12 protein-coding genes and 2 tRNA genes are annotated in these 13,374 nt (G+C 59.4%); 6 read left to right on the top strand and 8 right to left on the bottom strand.

Translation table 11 applies throughout. From position 1 onward, the window contains the following. From CF137_RS12250 to CF137_RS12240, 3 genes are all read right to left on the bottom strand, one after another. Positions 1-137 (bottom strand): GTP-binding protein (locus tag CF137_RS12250; RefSeq protein WP_240038550.1); only part of this gene is annotated, 137 nt, incomplete at its 3' end. A 172-nt stretch (positions 138-309) separates the two neighbouring features. After that, positions 310-384, bottom strand: a tRNA-Gly gene (locus CF137_RS12245). A gap of 38 nt (positions 385-422) precedes the next feature. Continuing rightward, positions 423-507: transfer RNA gene (locus tag CF137_RS12240), tRNA-Tyr, on the bottom strand. A 263-nt stretch (positions 508-770) separates the two neighbouring features. Between CF137_RS12240 and coaA the strand changes: the two genes are divergently transcribed. Continuing rightward, positions 771-1,709, top strand: coding sequence for a type I pantothenate kinase (coaA, locus tag CF137_RS12235; protein WP_139719297.1), 939 nt, complete (start codon positions 771-773; stop codon positions 1,707-1,709). An 81-nt stretch (positions 1,710-1,790) separates the two neighbouring features. Here coaA and birA read toward each other — a convergent pair whose 3' ends face one another. Together birA and murB are read right to left on the bottom strand one after the other, a co-directional pair. Beyond that, positions 1,791-2,756 (bottom strand): bifunctional biotin--[acetyl-CoA-carboxylase] ligase/biotin operon repressor BirA, encoded by a 966-nt coding sequence (gene birA, locus CF137_RS12230; protein ID WP_139719295.1) that lies wholly within the window; start codon positions 2,754-2,756, stop codon positions 1,791-1,793. Then, entirely contained in the window at positions 2,753-3,790 is a 1,038-nt protein-coding gene (gene murB / locus CF137_RS12225; RefSeq protein ID WP_139719293.1) for a UDP-N-acetylmuramate dehydrogenase, read from the bottom strand. Before murB ends, birA begins: the two co-directional genes overlap by 4 nt. A gap of 127 nt (positions 3,791-3,917) precedes the next feature. On the opposite strand from murB, the gene CF137_RS12220 reads away from it, so the two are divergent. The 4 genes from CF137_RS12220 to CF137_RS12205 all read left to right on the top strand — a co-directional run bounded on the left by CF137_RS12220 (position 3,918) and on the right by CF137_RS12205 (position 7,163). Then, entirely contained in the window at positions 3,918-4,571 is a 654-nt protein-coding gene (locus CF137_RS12220; RefSeq protein WP_042017933.1) for a potassium channel family protein, read from the top strand. Further along, on the top strand, positions 4,568-5,923 hold the full coding sequence (locus tag CF137_RS12215) for a TrkH family potassium uptake protein (RefSeq protein WP_139719291.1): 1,356 nt from the start codon (positions 4,568-4,570) through the stop codon (positions 5,921-5,923). Before CF137_RS12220 ends, CF137_RS12215 begins: the two co-directional genes overlap by 4 nt. Before the next feature lie 648 nt (positions 5,924-6,571). Continuing rightward, positions 6,572-6,958, top strand: a complete 387-nt coding sequence (locus tag CF137_RS12210; RefSeq protein WP_139719289.1) for a hypothetical protein — start codon at positions 6,572-6,574, stop codon at positions 6,956-6,958. Further along, positions 6,951-7,163: a hypothetical protein gene (locus CF137_RS12205; RefSeq protein ID WP_139719287.1), complete on the top strand. Its 213-nt coding sequence runs from the start codon at positions 6,951-6,953 to the stop codon at positions 7,161-7,163. Before CF137_RS12210 ends, CF137_RS12205 begins: the two co-directional genes overlap by 8 nt. Before the next feature lie 226 nt (positions 7,164-7,389). Here CF137_RS12205 and CF137_RS12200 read toward each other — a convergent pair whose 3' ends face one another. The 3 genes from CF137_RS12200 to CF137_RS12190 all read right to left on the bottom strand — a co-directional run bounded on the left by CF137_RS12200 (position 7,390) and on the right by CF137_RS12190 (position 11,962). Continuing rightward, positions 7,390-9,372, bottom strand: coding sequence for a DNA topoisomerase III (locus CF137_RS12200; RefSeq protein WP_139719285.1), 1,983 nt, complete (start codon positions 9,370-9,372; stop codon positions 7,390-7,392). A 67-nt stretch (positions 9,373-9,439) separates the two neighbouring features. Further along, the gene (locus tag CF137_RS12195) at positions 9,440-9,937 is read right to left on the bottom strand and encodes a response regulator (protein WP_139719283.1); all 498 of its coding nucleotides are present in this window, start codon (positions 9,935-9,937) and stop codon (positions 9,440-9,442) included. A gap of 60 nt (positions 9,938-9,997) precedes the next feature. Next, on the bottom strand, positions 9,998-11,962 hold the full coding sequence (locus CF137_RS12190; protein ID WP_139719281.1) for an ATP-binding protein: 1,965 nt from the start codon (positions 11,960-11,962) through the stop codon (positions 9,998-10,000). Positions 11,963-12,239: 277 nt separating this feature from the next. On the opposite strand from CF137_RS12190, the gene CF137_RS12185 reads away from it, so the two are divergent. Beyond that, on the top strand, positions 12,240-13,370 hold the full coding sequence (locus CF137_RS12185; protein WP_139719279.1) for a NapC/NirT family cytochrome c: 1,131 nt from the start codon (positions 12,240-12,242) through the stop codon (positions 13,368-13,370). Positions 13,371-13,374: the final 4 nt, after the last annotated feature.

Genomic DNA, 13,374 nt, shown 5'->3' with positions numbered 1-13,374 from the left:
GCGAAAGCTTTACCACCGTAGGCCTTGGCCAGTACGCTGGTGATAGCTGCAGTCAGGGTGGTTTTACCGTGGTCAACGTGGCCGATGGTACCCACGTTTACGTGCGGTTTGTTACGCTCAAATTTTTCTTTAGACATGATCGTCCCTCTAAACTAACGCTGAGTACGCGGTGGCAAGCTAACCACAGAACAGTTGATAAGATGGGTTTGAATCTGATGAGGAAGAGAGACTGGAGCTGACAGGCAGATTCAACTGCCGACCTCACCCGCAGGCGTGGTCAATGATATCGTTTGAGCCATATCAGCATCTTGGAGCGGGCAGCGGGAATCGAACCCGCATCATCAGCTTGGAAGGCTGAGGTAATAGCCATTATACGATGCCCGCATTTCTCTAACCCAAAGAACTCAAACCGCAGAGAAATATGGTGGAGGGAGAAGGATTCGAACCTTCGAAGGCAGAGCCGTCAGATTTACAGTCTGATCCCTTTGGCCACTCGGGAACCCCTCCAGATGCCAGATTGTCACAACGGTAATTCTGCTTGCACCCGTTGTTTTTATCGCTTTTGCAGGGCAAATAGACGACAGACATTCAAGCGTCGCGCATTTTATTGTAAGGATTTGGGGGATGCAACCACTGAGCTGGGCAAAATATGCTTTATTGCCGGGAAAATAACAAAAAAATGGCGGCAACCCCGCCAATCCTGCCACGTCCCTTGTCGCTCCCCCCCCCTTGGTGTATGGTCGCCGTGCCCAAGAAACAGTGATGACACCATGACGAAAGAGCATAACCCCTATCTGCAATTTACCCGTGAACAATGGGCGTTATTGCGCGATTCGGTTCCCCTGACCCTGACCGAACACGATCTGCAGACCCTGCGCGGGATCAACGAGAAGGTGTCATTGCGGGAAGTGGAAGAGATCTACCTGCCCCTCTCCCGCCTGCTCAATCTCTATGTCAAAGCCAAACAGCGCCGCAGTCGGGTGCTGGAACAGTTCCTCGGCCAGTCCCGTGGCAAGGGCACCTATATCATCAGCATTGCCGGTAGCGTGGCGGGGGGCAAAAGCACCACAGCCCGCATCTTGCAGGCCCTGCTGGAGCGCTGGCCGGAGCATCCAAGGGTGGAGCTGGTGACCACCGATGGTTTCCTCTATCCCAACCATGTGCTGGAAGCGCGCGGTCTGATGCGCCGCAAGGGGTTCCCGGAGTCCTATGACATCCGTCATCTGGTGGAGTTTGTCACCGACCTGCGCGCCGGCCACGAGAAGGTCGAGGCGCCGGTTTACTCTCACCTGATCTACGACATCATTCCCGATGAGAAGAAGGTGGTGGAGCAGCCGGATATCCTGATCCTGGAGGGGCTGAACGTGCTGCAAAGTGGCATGGATTATCCCCAAGAGCCCCATCGGGTCTTTGTGTCAGATTTTGTCGACTTCTCCATCTATGTGGATGCTGAAGCCGAACTGCTGCGCACCTGGTATATCGAGCGATTCCTCAAGTTCCGCAGCGGCGCCTTCTCGGATCCAGACTCTTACTTTCATCACTATGCCAAGCTGGCCGAAAGCGAGGCAACCCTGATTGCCAACAACCTCTGGAAAGATATCAACTACCTGAACTTGCAGGAAAATATCCTGCCAACCCGCGAGCGGGCCAACCTGATCCTGACCAAGGGACAAGAGCACGCCATCGAGCAGATCAAACTGCGCAAATGATGACAGGGTTTGCCGGATAACGAAGAGGGGGCCCGCAGGCCCCCTCTTCCATTTACCATCATCAACCAGCCTCAATAACGGTCAGTCGCCCCGGCGCAGGGAAATCTCCCCCCCCAGATAGAACTTGATCCCCTCCTCTGTCTCCAGCCGCAGGGCACCGCGATCGTCGATACCGCGCGCGATGCCGCGGATCTCTTGCGCCCCCATCAGCAAGCGCACCGGACGACCGGCAAAGTGATCGAGCCGGTTCCAGTCCTCGACAAAGTGCGACAACCCGTGTTGCTCGAAAGCCACCAAGGCTTGCTGCAGGTAGCAGAGCATGCGGGCAGCAAGCTGATTGCGATCCACCAGTTCCGACTGAATATGACGCAGCTCGGACCAGGCCTGATCGATCTTCTCCCCCTCGCGGGCTGGCATCGCCAGATTAAGACCCACCCCGATCACCAGATGACAGCTGGCACCGGCACTGCCGCTCATCTCCACCAGTATTCCCGCCAGCTTGCGCCCCTGATAATAGAGATCGTTAGGCCATTTGAGCTCGACACCTTGATAGCCAAGGGATTCCAATGCCTGAACCACAGCCACCCCGACCGCCAGACTCAGGCCCATGGCAGCCGCCATCCCCTGCTCCAAACGCCAGTACATACTGAGGATCAGCTGGCAACCAAAGGGGGAGACCCATGGCTTGCCACGACGACCGCGACCGGCAGTCTGGCACTCGGCCAGGCAGCTCTCGCCGGATTGCAACCGGCTGACCCGCTCCAGCAAATACTGGTTGGTCGAGTCGATCACCGGGAAGCAGTGCACCGGCGCCATCGGGGCCAGTGCCTGCAATGTCCCCTGCTCATAGAGTGCCATCGGCACCGCTAGCCGGTAGCCCTTGCCGGTCAGGCTGAACAGATCCAGCCCCAGATCCTTGAGCGCCGCCATGTGCTTGCTCACTGCGGCCCGGCTGATGCCCAACTGCTCGCCCAGCTGCTCACCGGAGTGAAACTGACCATCGCTGAGCAAGGTGATCAGGGTCTGCCTGATGGGGGTCAAGGTCATGAGAGCACCTCATCGAGCCAGGTTTCGCTCTGCGGCCCCATGAAGCGCACTTCGTGCTCCAGCACCACGCCGAACTTCTGCTCCACACAATCGCGGACATGAGCCGCCAGCGCGATCAGCTCCATGGCACTGGCGCCCCCCAGATTGACCAGCACCAGTGCCTGCTCTTGATGAACCGCGGCGCGGCCGATGGCGAACCCTTTCAGACCGCACTGATCGATGAGCCAGCCAGCCGCCAGTTTGGCGTGAGCCTCCCCGGCCGGATAGCAAGGCATCTGCGGGTAGCGCGACTTGAGCTTCTCCGCCAGTGCAGCGGGCACCAGCGGATTTTTGAAGAAACTGCCAGCGTTGCCGAGTACGGCGGGGTCTGGCAGTTTGGCCATGCGGGTGGCACAGACGGTATCGAAGATGGCCTGCGCCGAAGGCGCGTCACCGAGGGCCGCCAGCGGGCCATAGCCCAACACCGGCTGCCACGCCTTGGGCAGCTTGAACCCGACGGCGGTGATCAGGTGGGAATCCTGATATTCATGCTTGAAGATGCTGTCGCGATAACCGAAGCGGCACTGGGCAGCCTCAATCCGTTCGACCTCGCCACTGTGCCAGTTGAATGCCTCGACATAAGCGCAGCAGTCCGCCAGCTCGACCCCGTAGGCACCGATGTTCTGCACCGGCGCAGCCCCGACGGTGCCGGGAATAAGTGCCAGATTCTCCAGCCCGTACCACCCCTGCTGCAAGGTGTGGCGCACCAGCTGATGCCAATCCTCCCCCGCCGCCACATGCAGCAGCCAGTGATCGCCACAATCTTCAGCGGCAATTCCCTTGAGTCGGTTGAGCACCACCAGGCCGAGAAAATCGCTGGTGAAGAGCACATTGCTGCCGCCGCCAAGATTCAGACGGGGGAGCAGACTCAGCTCGGGATCGCTACGCAGGGTAACCAGATCGGCAACCTGCTCCACCTCGGCCAGCCAGAGGCAGTGCGCATCGAGGGCAAGGGTGTTGAGCTTCAACAAGGAGGCGTTGGCATTCAGTTTCATCTGTCTATCCCGGCTTGGTGCAAGGGCGCAGTCTACCTCAAGTTGGTCGGTGACGAAAAACCCGAGATCTTTTCTCGCGAATAACAGTGGGTTAGAGTAGACCGCTTCAACTATTGAGGATGAACTCATGAACAACCAGTTTGCCGTCATCGGCCTGGGTCTGTTTGGCAGCGCGCTATGCGAAGAGCTGCAGCGGCAGGATGCCGAAGTGTTGGCTATCGACATCGACGAGAGCAAAACCCGCCAAATCGCCGCCCTCTGCAACCATGTGATCGTGGCGGATGCCACCGACGAGGCAACCGTTGCCGAGCTGGGTCTGGCCAATTTCGACATCGTCTTCGTCGCCATCGGTGACAACCTGGAGACCAGCATCCTCACCACGCTCGTTCTGAAGGAAGCGGGGGTAAAGAAGGTGTGGGTCAAGGCGCGCGACAAGTTCCACGCCAAAATTTTGCAGAAAGTCGGTGCCGACAAGGTGATCAATCCCGAGTGGGATATGGGGCGCCGGGTCGCCCAGAGCATGCTGGACAACCGGCTGTTCGACTATCTGGAGCTGGGCCACGACATGGTGCTGACCGAGTTCGTCATCGGCCTGCCACAAAACGGCAAGGCGCTCGGTGACCTCCACCTGTTGCAACAGAGCGACTTCCAACTGCTCGCCATCAAGCGCGGTGAGGTGTTGCACAACGTGCTGACCGGCAAGATGGCGCTGCAACTGGGTGACATCCTGATCCTGGCAGGTAACAAGCACGCCATCGACCGCTGGCTCGAAACCTTATGATCAACTGGCGCAGCAGCTACGCCTTTGCCCTTCATCGGGAGCGCGACTCCCGCTGGAGCGAAGCCCGGCTGATCCTCGGCAGCTTTCTGATCATTCTGCTGATTGGCACTATCTTTCTGGTGCAACCCTCCAGCCACAATGGCGAGGTCACCTTCGTCAACGCCCTGTTTACCGCCACCTCGGCCATCAGCGTGACCGGGCTTGGCGTGGTGGACACCGGCACCGCCTTCACCCTGCAGGGGCAGATTTTCCTGCTGATACTGATGGAGATTGGCGGGCTGGGTCAGATGACCATGACCCTGCTGCTGATCGCCATCTTCAGCAAGCGGGTCGGTCTGCGCCAGCAGGTACTGGCCAAAGAGGCGCTGGGGCAGGAGGGCTCGGTCAACATCATCCAGCTGGTCAAACGCATCGTGCTGTTTGCCTTTATTGCCCAGCTGATCGGCACCGGCATCATGGCGATCCGCTGGGTGCCGGAGATGGGCTGGGTGCACGGCCTCTATGTCAGCTTCTTCCATGCGGTATCGGCCTTCAACAACGCTGGTTTTTCGCTGTTTGCCAACAATCTCATCGACTATAGAGATGACCCGGTCATCAGCCTGACCATCGCCGGTCTGCTGATCCTGGGGGGGATTGGTTTCACCGTCATCGTCGATCTGGTACGCAACCGCAGTTGGCGCAAGCTAAAGCTGCACAGCAAACTGATGCTGCTGATGACCCCGGCCCTGTTGCTGGTCGGTACCCTGATGTTCTGGCTGCTGGAGCACAACAACCCGGGCACCCTCGGCAACGCCGGGTTCGGTAGCCAGCTGCTGGCGGCCTTCTTCCAATCTGCCAGCGCCCGTACTGCCGGTTTCAATACCATAGATATCGGGCTGATGACTCCGGCGGCCCTGCTGTTCCTGATGATGCTGATGTTTATCGGTGCCGGGGCAACTTCCACCGGTGGTGGTATCAAGGTGACCACCTTCGCGGTAGTGCTGCTGGCGACCAAGGCGTTTCTGACCAAGCGGCCCCATGTCACCGCCTTTGGCCGCACCCTGTCGCCCCAGATTGTGACCCGCTCGCTGGCCATCATCATCGTCAGCACCATGGTGCTGATGCTGGCGATGTTCCTGCTGATGGTGACCGAGGATCTGCCGTTCGACAAAATCATGTTCGAGACCATCTCGGCATTTGCCACCGTCGGCCTCTCTACCGGCATCACCGCCTCCCTGAGCGAGCCGGGCAAGCTGATCCTGGTGCTGGTGATGATCTGCGGCCGTCTCGGCCCCCTCACCCTGGCCTTTATGCTGGCCCGCCCGGTCGAGACCCGCATCCGTTATCCGGAAGAGAGCGTCTATACCGGTTAACTACTCGCAGGAGAGATATACAGGAAAAGGACCTAGGGCCCTTCGCTCTTCCAGCCGATGACAGGGAAGCATGCGGGTATCGGTCTGTGCTGATACATACCCCACGGGATTGTCCTGATCGCTCATCGGCTCGGGAGAGTGCGCATAGCGTGTCGGAGACAGGGGATGAATGGATAGGGCCTCCCATTCAACGTAAGGCCCTTATATGCACTAAGAACAACATCAAAAAGAACGTTTGATACTGTTATTTATTCGCTCTCTGGGTACCGATGTATAGCGCCACAACCAGTACATTTGCCGTTGCGAACTTTGTAATCACCGCACAAAACACACTTCCGTCCTCTTCCACCAGTTCCTCCATGAGGCGGCATTTCCACTGAAAAACCACATTGGGTACACCGACGTCCTTCCGGAGTCAAAAAGAGAGTTTGCCTCTCACAATGAGGGCACATTTTTCCAGCCATTCAAGATTCCTATATTTGCTACGCCAAGAAGTTCAAAATCCTATCACACATACATATACATACACATATACATTCGCGTGTGTGGCGTGATAAGTTATGAGAGCTAACCGTCATGTAGTGCAGCCCGTTAGTCTGTAGATACCGCCACCGTAGGTGCGAGCCACCAACATAGCTGGAGAAAACAGTGTCAAATATCATTAAATTCCCCCCCCCAAAACAAAAGCAAGTATCTGCACACTCATCTGCTTTTGATGCTTACACCGATGAGCTAGGGATGATCTTTGCTAAAAACCTAAGAAGCAATGAGAGAGCTGAATTATTCAAAAAAATCAAGGGCATACTTAGAGCAAGAGGGATTAAGTTTAGCCTTCAACCAACGTTGTCTTCAGGCCTCAGAAAAAATAAGTTCACTATTTTTTTCAACGAGATAAAGGTTGGGTTTCAACTGGGAAACGTTAAACAGCAAATACCAACAGATGGCTGGTCGATTCGCAAACTCCAAGAATCAAGCGATCCAGCATCTAGTGCTGGATTAATTATCACATTCATTGAGGGTAAAAATCATGGCTAAAGCGCCGAAGAAAGAACCGCAAAACAGTATCGAAACGGGTTTCAAAGAGGTCCAAAAAGCCTACAAAAAAGGCGCAGAAACAACGAACAACACATATGCTCGCCAAGCTGGGCAAGACCTTAAATCTGGTGATGCACGCTTAATGACAACCTATCGCGCGAACAAAAGGTCTATAGAGCGTTTGGGTGAAGAGGATGAGGACTAACATCCCAGCAAAAAATTACTGCGTAGGTAAGAGGGGCTTTATAAATCGGCTCCTCTTTTTCCTGCCAGCTCGTGAAGTCCATCACCAACCGAGATGACAACTTTGGAACGCTTGGTTTCGCTTCGCCCTAGCCAGCACGCAGTGCTAGATCCCGAGTAGTAACCCCTGCCACCTCCCCCTTGCAAGAAGAAGTCAAGCCACTCACTTAGCAAAAAAATACTCTAGGTCATGCTGCCTGGCCTTTACTCGTCCGCTTGCCCGCACTTCTGCCTGAACTCTTGCGAGGCGCAGCGCCGCCAGCGGCCGGACTCTTGCGCCTGGTAAAACGCCGCTTGCCGGCACCCGGCGCCTCCTTGGGCAGGGCGCTGAAGCTGGCGCCGGAGTCCTGCCGCGCCCCTTCAATCAGGCCGTTGAGCTGCTCGGTGAGCGGGCCCATAAACTGCTGGTAGCTGCCGTGACGCTCGGCGATCTGGCCTAGGCTCTGCTCCCACAGCGCAGTCATATCCGGCGTGGTGGCGGTGGCTGGCAACGCCTGCACCAGCGCCCGCCCGGTCGGGGTCGCCTTGATGCTCTTACCCTGACGCACCAGAAAACAGCGCCTGAACAGCAGGTCGATAATGCCTGCCCGGGTCGCTTCGGTGCCAAGACCATCGGTGTCGCGCAGGGTCTTGCGGATCTCGGGATCCTGCACATAGCGGGCGATGCCGGTCATGGCCGCCAGCAGGGTGGCATCGGTGAACGACTTGGGCGGCTGGGTCATCTTCTCCAGCAGCTCGCCCCGCTCGCAGAGCAGTTGCTCCCCCTCTTTCAGGGCAGGCAGGGTGCCCGCTTTCTCTTCGTCGTCATCCTCTTCCACCCCGAGCAGCGCCTTCCAGCCCGCCTTGAGAATGCGCCGCGCCTTGGCCTGAAACAGACCACCGGCGATGCGTAGCAGCACCTTGCTGTCGTTGTATTCGAACGGCGGATAGAACTGCAGCAGGTACTGGCGGGCTACCAGGCTATAGATCTTCGCCTCGTCAGCCCCCAGCGTGGCGGGGTTGCCCTGCTTCTCGGTGGGGATGATGGCGTGGTGAGCATCCACCTTGCTGTCGTTCCACGCCTTGCTGCGGATCTTGCCATCTGCCTCGGCCACTGCCTTGGCCAGCGTGGGCGCCGTGGCGGCAATGGCACCGCGCACCTGCTCGGCCCGCTTGAAGTGATCGGTCGGCAGATAGCGGCTGTCGGAGCGCGGATAGGTGATGAGCTTGTGGCGCTCATAGAGGCTCTGGCAGATGTCGAGCACCCGCTTGGCATCCATGCCGAACCGCTTGGCGGCATCGATCTGCAAGCTGGAGAGGTTGTAGGGCAGCGGCGCTCCCTGCTTGCGGGCCTGCTCCTCCACCGACTCGACCTCTGCGGGCTGGCCGTTGATCCGGTTCACCACCTTGTCGGCCAGCGCCCGGTTGAGCACCCGCCCCTCCTCATCCTGCCACGGCAGACAGGCTTCCGATGGCAGCCACTTGGCGGTGAAACGTTCGTTGCCGTCGGTCAGCAGATGAGCCAACACCTCGTAGAAGGGTTTGGGCACGAAGGCCTCGATCTCGAGATCCCGCCGCACTACCAGCCCCAGCAGCGGGGTCTGCACCCGACCGACCGAGAGCAGCTCGCTGCAACCAGCTTTGCGCCCGAGCAGGGTGTAGGCGCGGGTCATGTTGATGCCGTAGAGCCAGTCGGCCCGACTGCGGGCCAGCGCGGAGACCGCCAGCGGCACGAACTCCTTGTTGTCCCTCAGCTTGTCGAGGGCGCGGCGCACCGCGGGGGGGTTGAGATCGCTGATCAGGCAGCGCTGCACCGGCTTGGTTTTCGGGTAGCCGAGAAAGTCGATCACCTCGTCCACCAGCAGTTGCCCTTCCCGGTCCGGGTCACCGGCGTTGACCACGCAGTCCGCCTGCTTGATCAGCCGCTTGATGACGGTGAGCTGGGTTTTGGTCTTGGGTTTGGCCACCAGCTGCCACTGGGCGGGGATGATGGGGAGATGCTCCATCCGCCACTGCTTGAAGGCGGCGTCATAGGCATCGGGCTCGGCCTGCTCCAGCAGATGGCCGATGCACCAGGTGACCACATCCCCCTGGGCGGTTTCGATAAAGCCGTCGCCCTTCTTGTGGGGCTTGGGCAGGGCATCGGCAATGGCGCGGCCCAGGGTGGGCTTCTCGGCGATAAAGAGTCGCATCGGTGGCTACCTGCAATACTGTATATGTAGACAGTATACAACTGCCACCGCGAAAGCCCAACTGCCCCTATTGGTCGAACGGGTGATCGTGGATGGCGGCAAACAGCCGCGCCTGATTAAGCAGCGGCGCATAGTGAAAGGCGTTGTCGCCATCTTCCGCCAGCAGGTAGTCGGTCAGCTGTTCGCGCACCGCCTCTTGCAGGGTCTCCAGCTGCCACGGCTTGGCAAGGTAGTAGTGCAACCCGCCGCGATTGACCGCCTCGACGGTGGCCTCCAGCCCCGCTTGCCCGGTCAGCAGCAACTTGCGGCTGGCTCTGGTCGCGGCGCGCTGGTTCAGCTCCACCAGAAAATCGACTCCCAAGGTCCCCGGCATGATGTGATCACAGAGGATCAGCGCCAGCTTGTTGCCGTCGCTCTCCCACTCATCCACCACCGCGCGCGCCTCCTCGACACTCTCGGCAGCCTCCAGCTCGAAGTGGGAACGGAACGGGGCGAGATCGTGGATCACCGCATCCAGCACCTCCCGCTCATCGTCCACACACAGGATCAGATAGTGTTTGTTCATTGCTCCTCCTTGGCGACATGGTTTGGCACGCCGCGCGATTGATGCTGGCGACGCGACGGCTCAGGCCGCATGCTCCTTGTGGCGGGGATCGCCCCCGTAACTGGCCTGCCCCATGCCATCCAGCGGCAGACAGACCCGCATCCGGGTGTAGCGGCCCGGTTCGGAGGCCACCTCGATCCGGCCATGATGCTGCTGCACTATCTGCAGCGAGACACTCAAACCAATCCCGAGGCCAAAGTGCCCCTCCCGCTTGGTGGTGAAGTTGAGATCGAAGATCCGCTGCCACAGCTCGGGCTCGATGCCGCAGCCGCTATCCTCGATCTCCACCATGGCCCACTCGGGATCCAGCAATCCGGTGCGTATGGTGAGCCGCCCCGGGCCGCTCATGGCATCCAGACTGTTGGCGATCAGGTTGGTCCACACCTGCTGCAGGGCGACGGGGTGACAGCGCACCAGCGGCAGCGGCTGGTACTCCTTGCAGAGCTCATGGTGTTTGAGGCGGTTCTCGAAAATCATCAGGGTATCCTCCAGCCCCTCGTGCAGGTCCACCAGCGAGGGTTCGGCCCGATCCTGCCTCGCATACTGCTTGAGGCTCTTGACCAGATCGCCGATGCGGCGGGCACACACCTCGATATTGCGCAAAAAGCTGCCGGTCTGCTGGAACAGCTCCAGCCGGGTGAGCAGCGCCGCCCGCTCGGCGGCGGTGCGACTGGCAAACCAGCGCTGCCAGCTCAGCTCGTCATCCAGATTCATCTGCACCGCCAGCCGCGCCTGCTGACGATCGCCAAAGCGCCCCTCCGCCTGCCGGGTCTTGTGACGGATCTCGCTGGTCGAGACCGGCTGGGTGGCCAGCGCCTGACAGAGGGTCTGATTACCCAGTGTCTTGATAGGGGCTGGCAGCTCGAGATTGACCAGATCGGGGATGGCCGCCCGCAGGGTCTCGCTGCCACGGATGATGGCCGCCACCGGATTGTTCAACTCATGGGCGACACCCGCCACCAGCTGGCCCAGCATCGCCATCTTTTCGCTCTCCACCAGCTGGGCGTGGGCGGCATCGAGGGAGTTGAGGGTCTGTTGCAGCCGCATCTCGGTACGGATGCTGTTTTGCAGGCGGCGGTTGAAGTGGCGCAGCAGCAGGTTGGTAAAGGAGGGGAGCAGTTCGCTGCGCGCCTGCATCACCCGGGAGAATTGCAGCTTGTCGAGCTTGATCACCTCGGCGCCGGTCAGGGTCACTGCGGTGGTGAAGGCGGGTTCACCAGTCACGAAGGACATGCCCCCCACCAGCGAGCCGGTGCGGTAGTGCACCACCTCCTGATCGATCCCCTGCTCGTCCCGCTTGCGCAGCACCACCTCCCCCTTGGCGATAAACCAGAGAAAGCTGTTGGCTTCCCCCTCCCGAGTCAGCACATGGCCCGGACTGTAGTGGCGGCAGACCCGCGCCTCGTCGTTGCCATCGAAAAACTGGTAGAGGCCGTCGATCACCACCCGCGACAGCTCCTCATCGCTGCAGTGGGTGTAATCCATAAAACCCTGCCGATAGGCCGCCAGCTGGCGATCGACGTGGGCCCGCAGCAGCTTCTGGTTGTCGAGCACGGCGGCATAGCTCAGCAGGTCAGCCTGGGGTTGGAGCAGCACAAAGTGGCTGGCCTGCTCGATCACCGCCCGGCGCATACTGCCATCGCGCCAGGGGCGTTGCAGGTAGTAGTCGAGACGACCAAGGTTGACCGCCTCGATGATCGATTTCATCTCGGGCTGGCTGCCCAGCAGGATCTTGCGGCACGTCTCGTGGCGGTTGCCGAGGCGGATCAGAAAATCGGCCCCTCGCCCATCCCCCAGATCGCTGTCACACACCACCACGGCGGGCGGCTGCCCCTTGCGGTCCAGCTCGTCGAGGGCCAATTCCGCCGACTCCTGCCCGACCACCACCACCAGCGCAAAATGGCCGAGCAGCGGGGCCAGCTCCTGTTCAAATTCGGCCAGCAGTTGCACGTTGGCGGCGACACACAGCAGTGAGAAAGGGCTCATCAGCGACACTCCGTTGTGGCTCACTGCTCACTATATCAACGAATCCGGCAAGGTTTTGCGAGGGGGCTAACAGCTGGCGTGGAAAGTGTACAAATCGCTCAACTGGCGATTGATTGAATTAAATTCGATAAAGAAGTCAATATCAAAACAAAAGACAAAATGTGACGACAATCAAAAAATATAAACCATGATGGAGGTCAACGCCTTATCCCTGTCATTACTACTACTATTGGGCTAGTACTATGTTGGTAAAAATTGACCACAGGAAAACGCCGCCATGATTGGAAAACTGATAAGAAAAACCTGGTTCTGGCTCCTGCTGCTCGGGGCCCTGCTGGGTGTCGCGGCACTGGGTGTCACCGTCACCGTGCTGCACAAGACCAGCTCCACCGAATTCTGCGTCTCCTGCCACTCCATGCAGACTCCGCTCGCCGAGTATCAGGGCAGCATCCACTTCCAGAATCCCAAGGGGATCCGTGCCGAGTGCGCCGACTGCCACATTCCGGGCGACCCTACCTCCTACCTGTGGACCAAGGTGCGCGCCGTGAAGGATATCTATCACGAAGCGATCGGCACGCTCGACACTCCTGAGAAATATGAAGCCCACAAGCTGCGGATGGCACAGACCGTGTGGGACGAGCTGAAGGCCAGCGACTCCGCCACCTGCCGCAGCTGCCACAGCTACGCAGCGATGGACATTCTGGCCCAGCGCCCCAATGCCCGCGCCGAACACCCGGTCGCCATCAAGGAGGGTCAAACCTGTATCGACTGCCACCGCGGTGTCGCCCACATCATGCCTGACATGAGCGGCCTGGCTGCCGCCGGTGCCAGCGAACTGGCGCAGGCTGCGGCCCAGACCCCGGCTAACGTCACCACCCGTTACGCCATCGCCACCACCCCGCTGTTCCTCGATGCCGCCGCCAAGACTGACGAAGGCACCCTGATGCCCTCCACCAAGGTGGACGTGCTGGCCAACGAAAACGGCCGCGCCAAGGTGCAGATCGAAGGCTGGCAACAGGATGGTGTGAGCGAAGTGTTCTACGCCGCACCGGGCAAACGGATCCTCAGCGTACTGGTCGGCGATGCCGCCAAGAAAGCGCTGGTCACCGGCCAGAGCGAAACCGACAGCGCCACCAACCTCACCTGGCATCAGGTCAAGCTGACCGCCTGGGTCGACCAGACCCAGCTCATCGGCGATCAGGGCAAGCTGTGGCAATACGCCTCCACCCTGATGTCCAACAACTGTACCGGCTGCCACGGCCTCACCGCGCTGGATCACTTCAATGCCAACCAGTGGATCGGCGTCATCAAGGGGATGGAATCTCGTACCTCCCTGACCCCGGAACAGGCTCGCATGCTGACTCAGTATGTCCAGAAACATGCCAGTGACATGAGCGCGACCCACTAAGGCT

Origin of the sequence: Aeromonas sobria, from assembly GCF_006243315.1 — a bacterium.
Lineage (GTDB): Bacteria > Pseudomonadota > Gammaproteobacteria > Enterobacterales > Aeromonadaceae > Aeromonas > Aeromonas sobria_A.
Note: the sequence above shows the minus strand (reverse complement) of the source record. Positions and strands in the feature narration are given on the sequence as shown.